Genomic DNA, 15,597 nt, shown 5'->3' on the forward strand with positions numbered 1-15,597 from the left:
CCCGCCCGGCGGGGGCGAGGACGCACGGAGCGGGCCCCGGGGTTCTCCCCGGGGCCCGCTCCGTGTCTTCGGTGCCTTCTCAGACGCGGATCAGCGCGTCCACCGGCGCCTCGCCGAGCACCTTCGCCAGCCGCTCCCGGCCGGGCAGGAAACCCAGCTCCATCAGGACGGCGACGCCGACGGGCTCGGCCCCGGCCCGGCGGATCAGCTGGACCGACGCCTCGGCGGTGCCGCCGGTGGCCAGGACGTCGTCGATGACCAGGACCCGGTCACCGGGGGTGAACGCCTCGGCGTGTATCTCGATCTCCGCCGTGCCGTACTCCAGCTCGTACGCCTGCGACAGGGTTGCGCCGGGCAGTTTGCCGGCCTTGCGGACGGGCACGAAGCCGACCTGGGCCCGGACGGCCACGGGGGCCGCCAGGATGAAGCCGCGGGCCTCCAGGCCGACGACCTTGTCCACCCGGTGGCGGACGCACAGCTCGGCGAACGCCTCGGTGAGGGCGGTGAACGCCTCCGGGTCGGCGAGCAGCGGCGTGATGTCCTTGAACACCACGCCCGGCTTCGGGTAGTCCGGCACGTCGTGGATGCGGCTGAGCAGCAGCTCGCGCAGGCTCTCGTCGGCGCCTTCCGCGCCCCAGGCGGTCATCGGCGCTTCCCGCCGCGGCCGCCGCGGTTGCGGCTCACCGGCTGCCGGCGCTGGCCGACCACACCGGCCGGGGACGCGTCCTGCGGCTCGTCGTCCTCGGCGTCGGCGTCCTGGGGCCCGCCCTCGTCCTGCGCCGAGTCCGCCTTGGCGGCCTGCGCGGCGCGCTTGGCGTGGACGCGCCGGGTGAGGGCCTTCATCTGCGGGTCGCGCTCCTTGAGGTCGGCGACCAGCGGGGTGGCGATGAAGATCGACGAGTAGGCACCGGCCGCGAGGCCGACGAACAGGGCGAGCGAGATGTCGTTCAGCATGCCCGCGCCCAGGAAGCCGCCGCCGATGAACAGCAGACCGGCGACCGGGAGCAGGGCGACGACCGTGGTGTTGATGGAGCGCACCAGGGTGCCGTTGAGGCTACGGTTGGCGACCTCGCTGTACGTCCAGCGGGTCTGCTTGGTGAGGTCCTTCGCGCTCTCCTTGAGGCCGTCGAAGACGACGACGGTGTCGTAGAGCGAGTAACCGAGGATGGTCAGCAGACCGATGACCGTACCCGGGGTGACCTCGAAGCCCACGAGGGCGTAGATGCCCACGGTGATGGTGAGGTCGTGGATGAGGGCGATCAGGGCGGCGAGCGCCATCCGCCACTCGAAGGCGATGGCGAGGTAGATCACCACCAGGACCATGAAGACCGCCAAGCCCGTCCAGGCCTTGTTGGCGATCTCCTCACCCCAGCTGGGGCCGACGATGTCGGTGTTGATGTCGTCGGTGGAGACGTTCAGCTTCTTGGCCAGGGCCTGCTGCGTCGCGCGGGACTTCTGCTCGGTCAGCTCGCTGACCTGGATGCGCAGCTTGCCGTCGCCGGTCTTCTGGACGATCGCCGTGTGGCCGGAGGCCTCCTCGGCGACCTGCTTGGCCGCGTCCGCCGAGACCGAGGTCTTCTTGGTGTCGAAGACCGCGCCGCCGGAGAACTCGATGCCCATGTTCAGGCCGCGCACCGCCAGGCCGACGATGGCCGTGATGGTGATGAGGATCGAGATGCCGTACCAGATCTTCCGCTTGGCGACGAAGTCGTAGCCGACCTCGCCTCGGTAGAGCCGGGCGCCGAGGGTGCCGAGTCGTGACATCTCACGCCTCCTTCGGGTCGACAGGGGCGGAGGGACGACGACGGGAGGCCCGCAGCGGCGGCTTGGCGCCGAGCCGCTTGGGGTCGAGGCCGGACCACGGGTGGCCGCTCGCGAAGAACTTGCGGCGGGCGAGGAGCGTCATCAGCGGCTTGGTGAAGAAGAAGACCACGACGACGTCGAGCAGGGTGGTCAGACCGAGGGTGAACGCGAAGCCCTGGACCTTGCCGACGGTGACGATGAAGAGCACCGCGGCGGCGAGGAAGGACACGAAGTCGGAGACCAGGATCGTCCGGCGGGCGCGCGGCCAGCCGCGCTCCACGGCGGGGCGCAGGCTGCGGCCGTCGCGGATCTCGTCCCGGACCCGCTCGAAGTAGACGATGAACGAGTCGGCGGTGATACCGATGGCGACGATGGCACCGCAGACGGCCGGGAGGTTCAGGGCGAACCCGATGGCCTTCCCGAGCAGGACCATGATCGTGTACGTCAGGACCGCCGAGGCCGCGAGGCTGGCGAGCGCGACGAGCGCGAGGCCGCGGTAGTAGACCACCAGGTAGATCACGACGAGCGCGAGGCCGATGGCACCGGCGATCAGGCCGGCGCGCAGCTGCTCGCCGCCGAGCGCGGCGGAGACGGTGGTCTCCGTGACGACGTCGAAGGACAGCGGCAGGGCACCGTACGACAGCATGTTGGCGAGGTCGTCCGCGCTGGACTGGTCGAAGTTTCCGCTGATCTCGGCGCTGCCGCCGGGGATGGCGGAGCGCACGGAGGGGGCGGAGACCGCCTGGTTGTCCATGACGATCGCGAACCGGTTCTGCGGCTCGGGCTTGGCGGCGAGCTTGCCGGTGATGTCGGCGAACTTCTTGGCGCCGCTGCCGTTGAACTTCAGCTGGACCTGCCAGCCGGTGGCCCGCTGGGTGTCGAGGGCGGCCTTGGCCTCGGTGACGTCCACGCCCTTGACGGCGACGGGGCCGAGGAGGAGCTTCTCCTGGCCGTCCTTGTCGCAGACCACGACCTCGTCCGTGTCCTTGGCGCGGCCGGCCTGCTTCGCGGCCTGGGAGCGGGCTTCCTTGGTGGAGCAGTCCAGGGCGGCGAACTGCTTCTGCAGGTCGTTGGCGGCGCCGCCCGAGGGCTTCGGCGACGGCGTGGGCGGCTTGGGCGCCTGCGGGGCCTTCAGGGCCTCCGTGACGGCCCGGCCCTGGGTGTGGGACCCGGACGGGGTGGCCGAGGAGCCGGGGGCGGACGCGGTGGGCGTGCCGGAGGGCTTGCCCTTCTCGGCGTCCTTCTTGTCCTTCTCGGCGTCCTTCGCCTTGTCCTTGCTCTTGTCGCCCTTGTCCTTGCCGGTGCCGGCCGACGCGCTCGGCGTGGGCTCGGGCAGCTTGCCGGCGGGCGCGGCGACGATCACCGGGCGGAAGGTGAGCTGGGCGGTGGTGCCGACCTGCTCACGGGCCTGCTTCGCGTTCGTCCCCTTGGGGATGTTCACGATGATGTGCTTCTTGCCCTGCGTCTGGACCTCGGACTCGGTCACGCCGAGACCGTTGACACGCCGCTCGATGATGCCCGCGGCCGTGTTCATGTTGGTCGTGGTGATCGCGTTGGGCTGGCCCGGCGTGTTCTTCGCCTCGAGCGTGAAGCTCGTGCCGCCCGCCAGGTCGATGCCCAGGCGGGGGGTGGTCTGCCCGGAGGCGAACATTCCCCCGACGAGCGCCACCATGGCGATCAGGATGAAGGCCAGGACTCTGCCCGGCCTGCCCTGGCCGCCCGGGGACCTGCGGCCCTTCTTCGGTGCTGCCACCTTGTCGTTTCTCCCTGTCCAACCGCCGGGCGTCGGGTGTTCGCCCGGCGGCCACGAAGTTTGTGGGGACCTGCCCCCCGCCGGAGCCTAGACCGTCAGCGAACCGCGACGCACCGAGCGGTGGGTGCGTCGCGGTTCCAGGTGGGACTACTTCGCGTCGGAGTCGCCGTCCCGCTTGGCGTCCTTGGGCTCCGCCTTGGTGGCGTCCGCGGGCTTCTCGGCCGTCCCGGCCTCGTCCTTCGCGGCGGCCTCGGCCTTCGCGTCGGCGGAGGTGTCCTTGCCGAGGTCGATCTTCTTCTCGCCGGCTTCCTCGTTCAGCGAGGAGAGGTCGTCCGGGACGACCGGGGCGTCGTCGTCGGACCCCTCGATGCCGTGGATGATGCGGTTGTACTCGTCGTCCGGCAGGACGGCACCGATGGCGTTCTTCGCGTAGATCGCGTGAACGCCCGGGGCGACCTCCAGGAGGACGGAGTCCTCGCTGACCTCCTTGACGGTGGCGTACATGCCGCCGATCGTCCGCACACCGGTGCCCGGCTGCATCTGGTCGCGCATCTGCGCAGCCTGGCGCTGCTTGTTCTTGGCCGACCGGGTCATCAGGAACATGGCCCCGATGAGCACGATGAACGGCAGGAGAGTCACGATATTCACGGGACGGGATTTCCTTCACACGACCGCTTGGGGGTGCGGCCTGGTCTACGGGGGTGGTATGCCGTGCCATACGGACGGCATCGGCGGAGTCTAAGCGAGTCCGCACCAATGGAACAACGCCCAGCATGGCACCCGGGTTCCTGGCCGGACCAGTCCCCGCGCCGTCACTCGGCGAACGGGGAACTCCCTCCCGTCCCGCCTTCGCCAGCCCGGCCCGCACCCCCGGCGACCTGCGGCGGCACCATTCCCAGGTGCTCCCAGGCCGCGGGCGTCGCGATCCGGCCCCGGGGCGTCCTGGCCAGCAGCCCCTCCCGGACGAGGAACGGCTCGGCGACCTCCTCGACGGTCTCCCGCTCCTCGCCGACGGCCACGGCCAGCGTGGACAGGCCGACCGGGCCGCCCCCGAAGAGCTTGAGGAGCGCGGTGAGCACGGCCCGGTCCAGCCGGTCGAGGCCGCGGGCGTCCACCTCGTACACCTCCAGGGCCTTCGCCGCGACCTCGCGGGTGATCAGGCCGTCGGCCTTCACCTGGGCGTAGTCGCGGACGCGGCGCAGCAGCCGGTTGGCGATGCGGGGCGTGCCGCGCGACCGGCCGGCGATCTCGGCGGCTCCCTCCGCGTCTATGGTCACGTCGAGCAGCCCGGCCGACCGGCCGACGACGCGCTCCAGCTCGGCGGGGGCGTAGAACTCCATGTGCCCGGTGAAGCCGAAGCGGTCGCGCAGCGGAGGCGGCAGCAGGCCGGCACGCGTGGTGGCGCCGACGAGGGTGAAGGGCGGCAGCTCCAGGGGGATGGCCGTGGCGCCGGGGCCCTTGCCGACGATCACGTCGACCCGGAAGTCCTCCATCGCCATGTACAGCATCTCCTCGGCGGGCCGGGACATGCGGTGGATCTCGTCGAGGAAGAGGACCTCGCCCTCGGTGAGGGAGGAGAGGATCGCCGCGAGGTCGCCCGCGTGCTGGATGGCGGGGCCCGAGGTGATGCGGATGGGGGCGCCCATCTCGGCGGCGATGATCATCGAGAGGGTGGTCTTGCCGAGCCCCGGGGCGCCGGAGAGCAGGACGTGGTCGGCGGTGGCACCGCGCTGCCGGGCCGCCTTCAGCACCAGGTCGAGCTGCTCGCGCACCCGCTCCTGGCCGATGAACTCGCCCAGGTCCTTGGGCCGCAGGGCGGCTTCGACGGCCTGGTCGTCATGATCGGCGACGGCCCCGACGAGCCGCTCGTCGGCGGGGGGTACGAACTCCACGGTGGAAACCTAGCGGTTGGGGGCTTGTTCAGCCCGTCCGGCGTTTGAGGACACCGCGCGGAGCGCGGTGCGGGGGGTCCGGGGGGCGAAGCCCCTCGGGAAACGGTGAAAGGGCGGGGCCGGGGCGGAACCCACCGCGCTCACCGGGCCCGGTTCAGCGTCTGCAAGGCGGCCCGCAACAGCTGCCCGACCTGCGGCGCACCCCCCGCGGCAGCAGCCTGCGGCGCGACGGCCTCAACGGCTTCCTCGGCGTCGCGCGGCGCGTACCCGAGCCCGACCAGCGCCGCGTGCAGCTGCTCGCGCCACCCGGCGGGCGCCGAGGAGACGGCCGCGGCGGCCGGCGCGGAACCGACCGGCGCGCCCAGCCGGTCCTTGAGCTCCAGCAGCAGCTTCTGGGCCCCCTTCTTCCCGATCCCGGGAACGGCGGTGAGCGCCTTCTCGTCACCCGCGGCGAACGCCCGCCGCAGCGCGTCCGGCGCGTGCACGGCCAGCATGGCCTGCGCGAGCCGCGGCCCGACCCCGCTCGCGGTCTGCAGCAGCTCGAACGTCTGCCGCTCGTCGTCGTCGGCGAAGCCGTAGAGCGTCAGGGAGTCCTCGCGGACGACGAGCGAGGTGGCCAGCCGCGCGGGCTCTCCCACGCGCAGGCCGGACAGGGTGTTGGGGGTGCACTGGACGGCCATGCCGACGCCGCCGACCTCGACGACGGCGGTGTCCGGGGCGAGGGCGGCGACGGGGCCGGAGACGAAGGCGATCATCGGGTGCCCTTCGGGAGGCGTACGGGGGCGGTGGTGCGGCGGTGGGCGGCAACGGCCTGCTGGAGGCGGCCGGTGGCCGGGGCCCGCCAGATGTGGCAGATGGCGAGGGCGAGCGCGTCGGCGGCGTCGGCCGGCTTGGGCGGGGCGTCGAGCCGGAGCAGCCGGGTGACCATGGAGCCCACCTGCGCCTTGTCGGCCCGGCCCGAGCCGGTGACGGCCGCCTTGACCTCGCTGGGGGTGTGCAGCGCGACGGGCAGCCCGCGGCGGGCGGCGCACAGCATGGCGACGGCGCTGGCCTGGGCGGTGCCCATGACCGTACGGACGTTGTGCTGGCTGAAGACGCGCTCGACGGCCACGTACTCGGGCCGGTGCTCGTCCAGCCACTGCTCTATGCCGCGCTCCACGAGCACTAGCCGCTCGGCGGTGTCCGCCTCGGCGGGAGTCCGCACGACGCCGACGCCCAGCATGCGCAGCGGACGTCCCGCCGTCCCCTCGACGACGCCGACACCGCACCGCGTCAGCCCCGGGTCCACCCCCAGCACGCGCACCGCGCCCCTCCTTCGGTCAACTGTTCCGGCAGGCTACCGGGCGGCACTGACAACGCCGTCGACCGACAGCGCGACGGGCCGACGGGAGGTGTCCCGTCGGCCCGTCGGCGGCGGCGTCAACTGCCGGAGATCACCGGGGGTCAGGCGTCGACCTTCGCCATGACGTCGTCGGAGACGTCGAAGTTGGCGAAGACGTTCTGCACGTCGTCGCTGTCCTCCAGGGCGTCGATCAGCTTGAAGATCTTGCGCGCGCCCTCCTCGTCCAGCTCCACCTGCATGGTGGGGACGAAGTTGGCCTCGGCCGAGTCGTAGTCGATGCCGGCCTCCTGGAGCGCGGTGCGGACCGCGACCAGGTCGGTGGCCTCGCTGAGCACCTCGAAGCTCTCGCCGAGGTCGTTGACCTCCTCGGCGCCCGCGTCCAGGACCGCGCCGAGGACGTCGTCCTCGGTGAGCTCGCCCTTGGGGACGATCACGACGCCCTTGCGGTTGAAGAGGTAGGAGACCGAACCCGGGTCGGCCATCGAGCCGCCGTTGCGGGTCATGGCGACGCGGACGTCACCGGCGGCGCGGTTGCGGTTGTCGGTGAGGCACTCGATGAGGACGGCCACGCCGTTGGGGCCGTAGCCCTCGTACATGATCGTCTCGTAGTCGGCGCCGCCCGCCTCCAGGCCGCCACCGCGCTTGACCGCGGAGTCGATGTTCTTGTTCGGGACCGACTGCTTCTTCGCCTTCTGGATGGCGTCGTAGAGCGTCGGGTTGCCGTCGATGTCGACGCCGCCCATGCGGGCCGCGACCTCGATGTTCTTGATCAGCTTCGCGAAGAGCTTGCCGCGCTTGGCATCGATCACGGCCTTCTTGTGCTTCGTCGTAGCCCATTTAGAGTGGCCGGACATCCGCCTGTCTCCTTCGCGTTACCCATACTGAACGAACGACTGAGATCCTACCGGGATCTCAGTGCCGTGCGGCGCGCACCATCTCCACGAAGAGGCCGTGCACCCGGTGGTCGCCGGTGAGCTCGGGGTGGAACGACGTGGCCAGCACGTTCCCTTGGCGGACGGCCACCGTGTGCCCGTCGTGCACGGCGAGGACCTCGACCTGGGCGCCGGTCGACTCGACCCACGGCGCGCGGATGAAGACGCCTTCGACCGGGCCGCCCTCGACGCCGGTCATCCCGACCGACGCCTCGAACGACTCGTTCTGGCGGCCGAAGGCGTTGCGGCGCACGATCATGTCGATGCCGCCGAGGGTCTCCTGGTCCTCGCGGCCGTCCAGGATCTTGTCGGCGAGCATGATCATGCCGGCGCAGGTGCCGTAGACGGGCATCCCCGACCGCACCCGCTCGCGGAGCGGTTCGAGCATGCCGAAGACCACGGCCAGCTTGGACATGGTGGTGGACTCGCCGCCGGGTATCACCAGGCCGTCGACCTCGGCGAGCTCCTCGGGACGGCGCACCGGACGGGCCGTCGCGTCGGCGGCCGCCAGGGCCACGAGGTGCTCGCGGACGTCGCCCTGGAGGGCGAGGACACCGATGGTGGGGTTGGAGACACCGTTGGTGGGAGTGGACACGGTCGTCCTGCCTCTCGGTCGTACGGGCCGGTGGGCGGCCCGCGCCTGTGCCGCGGGCCGCCCACCGGGGACTGCGGGGACTACCAGCCGCGGTTGGCGTACCGCTCGGCCTCGGGGAGGGTGTCGCAGTTGATGCCGACCATGGCCTCGCCCAGGTTGCGGGAGGCGTCCGCGATGACCTTCGGGTCGTCGTAGAAGGTGGTGGCCTTCACGATGGCCGCGGCGCGCTTGGCCGGGTCACCGGACTTGAAGATGCCGGAGCCGACGAAGACGCCCTCGGCGCCGAGCTGGCGCATCAGCGCGGCGTCGGCGGGGGTGGCGACACCACCGGCGGAGAACAGCACCACCGGCAGCTTGCCGAGCTCGGCGACCTCCTTGACCAGCTCGTACGGGGCGCGCAGCTCCTTGGCGGCGGCGAAGAGCTCGTTGTTGTCGAGGGCGCGCAGCTTGCCGATCTCGTTCTTGATCTGGCGCAGGTGGCGGACGGCCTCGACGACGTTGCCGGTACCGGCCTCGCCCTTGGAACGGATCATGGCCGCGCCCTCGGCGATGCGGCGCAGGGCCTCGCCCAGGTTGGTGGCACCGCAGACGAACGGGGTGGTGAAGGCCCACTTGTCGCTGTGGTTGACCTCGTCGGCGGGGGTCAGGACCTCGGACTCGTCGATGTAGTCGACACCGAGCGACTGGAGGACCTGGGCCTCGACGAAGTGGCCGATGCGGGACTTGGCCATGACGGGGATGGAGACGGCGCCGATGATCTCTTCGATCATGTTCGGGTCGGACATCCGGGCCACGCCGCCGTCCTTGCGGATGTCGGCCGGGACCCGCTCCAGGGCCATGACCGCCACCGCGCCCGCGTCCTCGGCGATCTTCGCCTGCTCGGCGTTGACGACGTCCATGATCACGCCGCCCTTGAGCTGCTCGGCCATGCCGCGCTTGACGCGTGCGGTGCCGGTCTCGGGGTTGGGGGACGTGCTGGGGGTGGACACGATGTGACCTCACTATCCGGTGCGGTGATGCTGCAGCGTCATCAAAGCCGCCCGGGCGGTGGGGTGAAAGGGCCAATTCGGGGCGGGTGGCTTGTGCGGGGCGGAGGGTGGGTTCTCCCGGGCTCCTTCCTGGGGGCCTTTCCGGGGAGGGCTTCCCGGGAGCCTTCCCCGGGCGGGGTCAGCCGCCCGGACGTTCCACGAGCGGCGCCGGGGGCTCGTCGTCCATCTCGAAGGCGAGCGGGAAGGGGGCGTGACCGGCCAGCCGGAACCAGCGCACCACCCGGTGCCGGCGCACCGCCCGGGCCGCGCGGACCGCGTCGTTGTGGAAACGGCGGGCCATCGGCACCCGGCGGACGGCCTGGTCGAGCTCGACGAGCGACTCCTCACCGCCCGGCGCCTCGCGGACGGCCGCCGTCTGCGCGCTCTCGGCGAACACCGCGCGCAGCGCCTGGCTCAGCTCGCTCTCGGCGACCTCCCGCTGCTCCTCCTCGGCCTGCCGGGCGGCGTGCGCGGCCTGGTAGAGGACGATCGACGCGGCCGGGTCGAGGACCCCGGCGGTGGCGAGCTCCTGGGCGACCGAGGCGCGGCGCAGCAGTTGGGCGTCCAGGGCGGCGCGTGCCGCGTCGATGCGGCTGTGCAGCCGGTCCAGGCGGCCGGCGGTCCAGCTGAGGTAGATGCCGACGAGGACCAGGGCGGTCACCGTCCACACGAAGATCCAGAGAGAATCCGTCACGCCGGGTCACAGTACCCGTCCGGACGGCGGCCGACGGCCACCTCCCCGGGCTCCCCGGGCGGCCTCTCCACCCGTGGGTGGACGACGGGTGGAGACGGGCCGCGGAGAAATCTACCCGTGCTCCGATCCGTCTCCACCCGGCCCGCGCCTAGCGTCGTGGGTGGCAGAACTCCCGTCCACGCGGCGGGGTTTCACCACTCCCGGGAAACCGTCGAGGCAAGGGGGTCGTCCCATGCGACCGCACGTCCCGCGCGCCAGGCGCGCCCTGCTCACCACACCGATCGTCGTCATCGTCCTCCCGCTGGCGCTGTACTACGTGCTCCGCGCCCAGGGAGCCCCCGCGTGGCAGGCGCTGCTGCTCAGCAGCCTTCCGCCGGTCGCGCACTCCGTCGCGGCGGCCGTCAGGGGCCACCGGGTCGGATACGTCGACCTGCTGGTGATCGGCCTGCTGGTGATATCCGCGGCGACCTCACTGGTCAGCGGGGATCCCCGGGGGCTGCTGCTGAAGGACGCGGCGCTCCCGGCGGCTCTCGGGCTGGGCATCGGAGCGACGCTGTGGGCCGCCCGGCCGTTCGCCTTCCGGTTCGGCCACCAGTTCCGCTCCGGCGTCGCGGCGGAACGAGCGGAGCGGTACTGGCGGGAGCTCCCCGCCTTCCGGCAGGCGCTGCGGTCGCTCACCCTGCTGTGGGCCGGCGCGGAACTGCTCGACGCCCTGCTGAGCGCGACGGAGGCGCTGGTCCTGCCCGTCGACGCGGTGCCGCTGCTGGGCCGCGCGCAGTCGCTGGCCGTCGTGGGCGCGGTGGCCCTCCTCAGCGTCCGCCGCAGCCGGCGGTTCCGCGGCCGGTACGGGATACCGCTGTTCGGCTTCCGGGAGCCGGCGGGGGCGGAGGAAGCGGAGATACGCGGACGGGCTCCGGGGCTGGTGTGAGTGAAGGGTGCGGGTCTCCGGAGCCGAGCGTCGGCCAGGCCGAGGTACGCGTGAGCCCTGCGGTCAGGTGGCCGGGGCCGGGCCAGTTCCGGAGCCTGGGTCAGGCCCAGGCTCCGGGCGGATCCTGAGGTCCGGGCCGGTCCCCGGGGACCGGGTCAGTCCCGGGCGAGGCCCAGCCGGGCCCGCAGGCCGGTCCGTTCGTCCGTGGCCACGGAGGCCGCTCCGGCGGTGACCGTCTCGTAGACGGCGAGGATGTCGGCGCCGACGGTCGCCCAGTCGAAGCGGCGGACGTGCCGGCTGCCCCGCTCGCTCAGCTCCGCCCGGCGGGCGGGGTCGGCGAGGAGGCGGACGGCCGCGGCGGCCAGGGCGTCCGCGTCCTCGTTGGCGAACAGTTCGCCGGCGGCGCCCCGGTCCAGGACCTGGGCGAAGGCGTCCAGGTCGCTGGCGAGGACGGGAGCACCGGCCGACATCGCCTCGACGAGGATGATGCCGAAGGACTCGCCGCCGGTGTTGGGAGCCACGTAGAGGTCGACACTGCGGAGCAGCCGGGCCTTGTCCTCGTCACTGACCATCCCGAGGAACTCGACGGCGTCCCGCGCCTCCCGGGGCAGGGCGGCGACGGCCTCCTCCTCGTCGCCGCGCCCGGCCACCAGCAGCCGGGTGCCGGGGCGCTCGGCGAGGATCTTCGGCAGGGCGCGCATCAGGACGGGCAGGCCCTTGCGGGGCTCGTCGATCCGGCCGATGAAGCCGATCGTCGCCGGGCGGGCGGGGTCTGCGGAGGCACCGGCGGGGAGGGAGTCCGGGCCGGGGTCTCCGGCGCCCTGAGGGGCGACAGCGGCGGCAAGGTCCTCCGAGGCCACGCGGGGGCGGGGGTCGCCGGACCGGGGTTCGCCCGGTCGCCCGGGCCCGGGCTCCGGGACGGCGGACTCGGCGGCACCGGACGCCTGCGCACCGGGAGCCGGGTGCGCGGCGGGAGCCGGGTTCCCGCCCGTGCGGTCATGCGCGGTCGTCCCCACGCCCGTCCACTCCGGGCGCGGCTCGGCGCGGGCGAAGAAGTCGACGTCGACGCCGTTGGGGATGACGACCGCGTCCCCGCCGAGGTGCTCGACCAGGGTGCGGCGGGCGTACTCGCTCACGGCGATGCGCGCGCTGATCTTCTCCAGGGCGGGCTGGAGGATCGGATAGGCGGCGATCATCGCCCGCGAGCGGGGGTTGGAGGTGTGGAAGGTGGCGACGATGGGCCCCTGGGCGGCCCAGCAAGCCAGCAGGCCGAGCGACGGGGAGGTGGGCTCGTGGATGTGGATGACGTCGAAGTCGCCCTCGTGGAGCCAGCGGCGCACCCGGGCCGCGGAGAGGAAGCCGAAGTTGAGCCGGGCCACCGAACCGTTGTACGGGACCGGGACGGCCCGGCCCGCGGAGACCACGAACGGCGGCAGCCGCGTCCCGTCGTCCGCCGGGGCCAGGACGGAGACCTCGTGTCCCCGCCGGATGAGGTGTTCGGCGAGGTCGCGGATGTGGAACTGGACGCCGCCGGGCACGTCCCAGGAGTAGGGGCAGACGATCCCGATCCTCACGGCGCCTCCGTTCCCGGGCCGGCGGCCGGCCGGGGGTGCGGACCGGCGTCAGGGCCCGGCTCCGGCTCGCTGCGGGAGGGGGAGGTCGAGGGCGACGACGAGGGCGACGGCGAGCCGTTCGCGGCGGTCGGGCCGGTGTCCGTGCCCGGCCCGGGCGCGGCAGCCGAGTCGGCCTCACCGCACGAGCCGGCCTCACCATGCGGGCCGACCTCACCGCGCGAACCGGCGTCGGTGGCCGGGGCCGGCCCGGAGTCGGCGCCCGACGCGGAGCCGGCGGTGTCCGTAACCGTCCCGGCGGCCGAGCGCGACGGCGTGGCGGCCGCGGCCGGGCCGTCGGCAGGGCGGGTCCCCGCGCCGGGCGGCGGCTCGTCGCCGGGGCGGGCGCCGCCTCCCGCCGGGGCCAGGTCGGCGAGCCAGAGGCGCTGGAGCATGTGCCAGTCCTGGGGGTGCTCGGCGATGCCGGAGGCGAACGCGTCGGCCAGGGCCTGGGTCATCGCGGCGGCCTTCTCCGGGCGGGTGCCGGTCTCCGGGACCTCGACGGGCGGGTGCACGCGCCCCTGGAGCACCGGGGAGCGGTCGTACCAGAGGGTGACGGGCAGCAGGACGGCACCGGTCTGCACGGCCAGCCGGGCCGGGCCGCCGGGCATCTTGGTGGCCTCGCCGAAGAAGGAGACCTCGATGCCGTGGGCGGACAGGTCGCGGTCGGCGACCAGGCAGACGAGCCCGCCGGCCCGCAGCCGGCGGGAGAGGACGCCGAAGGCGGTGCCCCCGGCGTGCGGGAGGACCTCCATGCCCAGGCCCTCGCGGTAGGCGACGAACCGGTCGTACAGCGACTCCGGCTTCAGCCGCTCGGCGACGGTGGTGAAGGGCACGCCCAGCCGGGTGGTGACCCAGGCGCCGGCCAGGTCGTAGTTGCCCATGTGGGGCAGGGCCAGGATCACGCCCCGCCCGGCGGCCAGCGCCTCCTCCAGGTGGTGCAGGCCCTCGGGCGCGAAGCCGGAACGGACCCGCTCGCGGCTCCAGGCGGGCAGTCGGAAGGATTCCATCCAGTAGCGCATGTAGGAGCGCATGCCCTCCCGGGACAGCCGGGCGAGGCGGGCGGGCGAGGCGTCGGGGACGACGCGGGCGAGGTTGGCCTCCAGCCGGAGCACGCCCTTGCCCCGCCGCCGCCAGGCCACGTCGGCGATCTCGCGGCCCAGCCGCGTCGCCACCGGCTCCGGGAGCCGCTTGACGGCACCCCACCCCAGCCCGTACAGGGCGTCCGTCAGCTGGTCCTTCACCCGGTCTCTCCCCCTCCCACCGGCAGGCCGGCATCCGCCGCGGCGTCCGCCTCGGCCGCCTCCCGGCGGACGGTCACCACACGCTGGATCAGTGTCACGAGACTGCCCGCCGCCACGATCCACAACGCGATCGGCAGCAGCACCTGGATGCCGGGCACACCGAACTTGTGCAGTCCGGAGAGCCCGCAGGCCACCAGCGAGATGACCAGCCGCTCGGCCCGCTCGACCAGGCCGTTGACCGCCACCGGGAGGCCGATGCTCTCCCCGCGCGCCTTGGTGTACGACACCACCTGGCCGCTGGCGAGGCAGAAGATCGCCACCGCGCACAGCAGGATGTTGTGCCCCTCGTAGGTCGCGTACCACAGGGCGAGGCCGCCGAAGATGGCCGCGTCGGCCACCCGGTCCAGCGTGGAGTCGAGGAACGCCCCCCACCGGCTGGAGCGGCCGAGCTGCCGCGCCATGTTGCCGTCGACGAGGTCGGAGAAGACGAACAGGGTGATGGTGACCGTGCCCCAGAAGAACTCGCCCATGGGGTAGAAGACCAGCGCTCCCGCCACCACACCACCGGTACCGATGAGGGTCACCGCGTCGGGACTGACGCCGAGGCGGATGAGCAGGGCGGCGAACGGCGTGAGAACACGCGTGAAGAACGCACGCGCGTACTTGTTCAGCATGGCCTTCCCGGAGGGTCGTGTGCGGGCCGAGTGGCCGAAGGGCCACCGGCTGGCCCATCGTAGCCAGGCCGCACCGGCCCGCCGCGCCCGCGTCGGACACCTCGGCCATGGCACGGATCACTCCACGGATCTCCCGCACATCTCCACGCGGAGATCCACCCCGAGATCCGCGCGGCCGGAGCGGGCCGGAGCGCGGCGGAACACGGCCGGGCACGGCGGGGCGCGCCACCCGAATGGCCGCGCTCCCCCGGGAGCGCCGACGGCGGCGCGCGCCGGGGCGGGCGGTCGCGCCACCGTGTGCGACGTATGGACGCAGCGTGACCACGGTGGAAAGCTCGAAGGATCGCAGGTGTCAACCGGAAGGCGAGGCACATGGGCGAGAAGACGAACCACACCGGTCACCCCGGGGCCGCCGGCAGAGCGGCGGCGGCCGACCGGCCCGGCGACATACGCAACGTGGTACTGGTCGGCCACAGCGGTTCCGGCAAGACGACCCTGGTGGAGGCGCTGGCCCTGGCCACCGGCGCGGTCACCCGCGCGGGCCGGGTGGAGGACGGCGCCGCCCTCTCCGACTACGACGAGATCGAGCACCGCCAGCAGCGCTCGGTGCAGCTGTCGGTGGTCCCGGTGGAGTGGGCCGGCATCAGGGTCAACCTGCTGGACACCCCCGGTTACGCCGACTTCGTCGGCGAGCTGCGGGCCGGCCTGCGGGCGGCCGACGCCGCGCTCTTCGTGGTGTCGGCGGCGGAGGGCGGCGAGGGCGTCTCCGGCGCCACCCGCGCCCTGTGGGAGGAGTGCGCGGCCGTGGGCATGCCGCGCGCGATCGTGGTGACGCACCTGGAGGCGGCGCGGGCGGACTTCGACGCCATGACGGAGACCTGCCGCGCCGCCTTCGGTGGCGACTCCCCCGAGAGCGTGCTGCCGCTGTACCTGCCGGTGCACGGCCCGGAGGGCCCCGACGGGCACCGCTCCGTCACCGGGCTGACCGGTCTGCTGTCCCGCCGCGTCTTCGACTACGCCGGCGGCGAGCGGACCGAGGCCGAGCCGGGCCCGGACCTGCTGCCGGTGCTCGACGCGGCCCGGGACCGGCTCATCGAGGGGA

At 73.1% G+C, this 15,597-nt stretch carries 15 protein-coding genes and 1 pseudogene; 2 read left to right on the top strand and 14 right to left on the bottom strand.

The features are described 5' to 3' along the window. Positions 1-79: 79 nt before the first annotated feature. The 11 genes from JNW98_RS21450 to JNW98_RS21500 all read right to left on the bottom strand — a co-directional run bounded on the left by JNW98_RS21450 (position 80) and on the right by JNW98_RS21500 (position 10,039). A complete protein-coding gene (locus tag JNW98_RS21450) occupies positions 80-646 on the bottom strand; it encodes an adenine phosphoribosyltransferase (protein WP_223769884.1) in 567 nt (188 codons plus the stop codon). Then, positions 643-1,764 carry a protein translocase subunit SecF gene (gene secF / locus JNW98_RS21455; protein WP_223769885.1) on the bottom strand — a complete coding sequence of 374 codons (1,122 nt, stop codon included), beginning with the start codon at positions 1,762-1,764 and terminating at the stop codon, positions 643-645. Before secF ends, JNW98_RS21450 begins: the two co-directional genes overlap by 4 nt. Before the next feature lies 1 nt (position 1,765). Next, on the bottom strand, positions 1,766-3,556 hold the full coding sequence (gene secD, locus JNW98_RS21460; RefSeq protein WP_223769886.1) for a protein translocase subunit SecD: 1,791 nt from the start codon (positions 3,554-3,556) through the stop codon (positions 1,766-1,768). 147 nt (positions 3,557-3,703) lie between these two features. Further along, positions 3,704-4,204, bottom strand: a complete 501-nt coding sequence (gene yajC, locus JNW98_RS21465; protein WP_223769887.1) for a preprotein translocase subunit YajC — start codon at positions 4,202-4,204, stop codon at positions 3,704-3,706. Positions 4,205-4,368: 164 nt separating this feature from the next. Beyond that, a complete protein-coding gene (gene ruvB / locus JNW98_RS21470) occupies positions 4,369-5,448 on the bottom strand; it encodes a Holliday junction branch migration DNA helicase RuvB (protein ID WP_223769888.1) in 1,080 nt (359 codons plus the stop codon). A gap of 140 nt (positions 5,449-5,588) precedes the next feature. After that, on the bottom strand, positions 5,589-6,203 hold the full coding sequence (gene ruvA, locus JNW98_RS21475) for a Holliday junction branch migration protein RuvA (protein WP_223769889.1): 615 nt from the start codon (positions 6,201-6,203) through the stop codon (positions 5,589-5,591). Continuing rightward, positions 6,200-6,751 (bottom strand): crossover junction endodeoxyribonuclease RuvC, encoded by a 552-nt coding sequence (ruvC, locus tag JNW98_RS21480; protein ID WP_223769890.1) that lies wholly within the window; start codon positions 6,749-6,751, stop codon positions 6,200-6,202. Before ruvC ends, ruvA begins: the two co-directional genes overlap by 4 nt. Before the next feature lie 140 nt (positions 6,752-6,891). Beyond that, a complete protein-coding gene (locus JNW98_RS21485; protein ID WP_223769891.1) occupies positions 6,892-7,644 on the bottom strand; it encodes a YebC/PmpR family DNA-binding transcriptional regulator in 753 nt (250 codons plus the stop codon). A 58-nt stretch (positions 7,645-7,702) separates the two neighbouring features. Next, on the bottom strand, positions 7,703-8,317 hold the full coding sequence (pdxT, locus tag JNW98_RS21490) for a pyridoxal 5'-phosphate synthase glutaminase subunit PdxT (RefSeq protein WP_223769892.1): 615 nt from the start codon (positions 8,315-8,317) through the stop codon (positions 7,703-7,705). 80 nt (positions 8,318-8,397) lie between these two features. Further along, positions 8,398-9,309 (bottom strand): pyridoxal 5'-phosphate synthase lyase subunit PdxS, encoded by a 912-nt coding sequence (gene pdxS / locus JNW98_RS21495; protein ID WP_223769900.1) that lies wholly within the window; start codon positions 9,307-9,309, stop codon positions 8,398-8,400. A gap of 175 nt (positions 9,310-9,484) precedes the next feature. Continuing rightward, a complete protein-coding gene (locus tag JNW98_RS21500; RefSeq protein WP_223769893.1) occupies positions 9,485-10,039 on the bottom strand; it encodes a LemA family protein in 555 nt (184 codons plus the stop codon). Between the two features lie 232 nt (positions 10,040-10,271). Between JNW98_RS21500 and JNW98_RS21505 the strand changes: the two genes are divergently transcribed. Further along, positions 10,272-10,967: a VC0807 family protein gene (locus JNW98_RS21505; protein WP_223769894.1), complete on the top strand. Its 696-nt coding sequence runs from the start codon at positions 10,272-10,274 to the stop codon at positions 10,965-10,967. Positions 10,968-11,122: 155 nt separating this feature from the next. Here the strand turns inward: JNW98_RS21505 and JNW98_RS21510 are convergent, their stop codons facing one another. The 3 genes and pseudogenes from JNW98_RS21510 to pgsA form a co-directional block, all read right to left on the bottom strand. Beyond that, positions 11,123-12,541, bottom strand: a complete 1,419-nt coding sequence (locus tag JNW98_RS21510) for a glycosyltransferase family 4 protein (protein ID WP_223769895.1) — start codon at positions 12,539-12,541, stop codon at positions 11,123-11,125. 359 nt (positions 12,542-12,900) lie between these two features. Continuing rightward, positions 12,901-13,821, bottom strand: a pseudogene (locus tag JNW98_RS21515) (phosphatidylinositol mannoside acyltransferase); the annotation flags it as partial. Then, on the bottom strand, positions 13,818-14,495 hold the full coding sequence (gene pgsA / locus JNW98_RS21520; protein ID WP_223769896.1) for a phosphatidylinositol phosphate synthase: 678 nt from the start codon (positions 14,493-14,495) through the stop codon (positions 13,818-13,820). The pseudogene JNW98_RS21515 and the gene pgsA, both read right to left, overlap by 4 nt. A gap of 372 nt (positions 14,496-14,867) precedes the next feature. On the opposite strand from pgsA, the gene JNW98_RS21525 reads away from it, so the two are divergent. Further along, positions 14,868-15,597, top strand: a 730-nt coding sequence (locus JNW98_RS21525) for a GTP-binding protein (protein WP_223769897.1), incomplete at its 3' end; no start/stop codon positions are given.

It is taken from the genome of Streptomyces huiliensis (genome assembly GCF_020037025.1).
Lineage (GTDB): Bacteria > Actinomycetota > Actinomycetes > Streptomycetales > Streptomycetaceae > Streptomyces > Streptomyces huiliensis.

What these genes read in the sequence shown, in the direction of transcription:
- JNW98_RS21450 (WP_223769884.1), bottom strand. Translation starts at nt 646, where the DNA reads ATGACCGCCTGGGGCGCGGAAGGCGCCGACGAGAGCCTGCGCGAGCTG.
- ruvA (WP_223769889.1), bottom strand. Translation starts at nt 6,203, where the DNA reads ATGATCGCCTTCGTCTCCGGCCCCGTCGCCGCCCTCGCCCCGGACACC.
- pgsA (WP_223769896.1), bottom strand. Translation starts at nt 14,495, where the DNA reads ATGCTGAACAAGTACGCGCGTGCGTTCTTCACGCGTGTTCTCACGCCG.
- JNW98_RS21485 (WP_223769891.1), bottom strand. Translation starts at nt 7,644, where the DNA reads ATGTCCGGCCACTCTAAATGGGCTACGACGAAGCACAAGAAGGCCGTG.
- JNW98_RS21505 (WP_223769894.1), top strand. Translation starts at nt 10,272, where the DNA reads ATGCGACCGCACGTCCCGCGCGCCAGGCGCGCCCTGCTCACCACACCG.
- secF (WP_223769885.1), bottom strand. Translation starts at nt 1,764, where the DNA reads ATGTCACGACTCGGCACCCTCGGCGCCCGGCTCTACCGAGGCGAGGTC.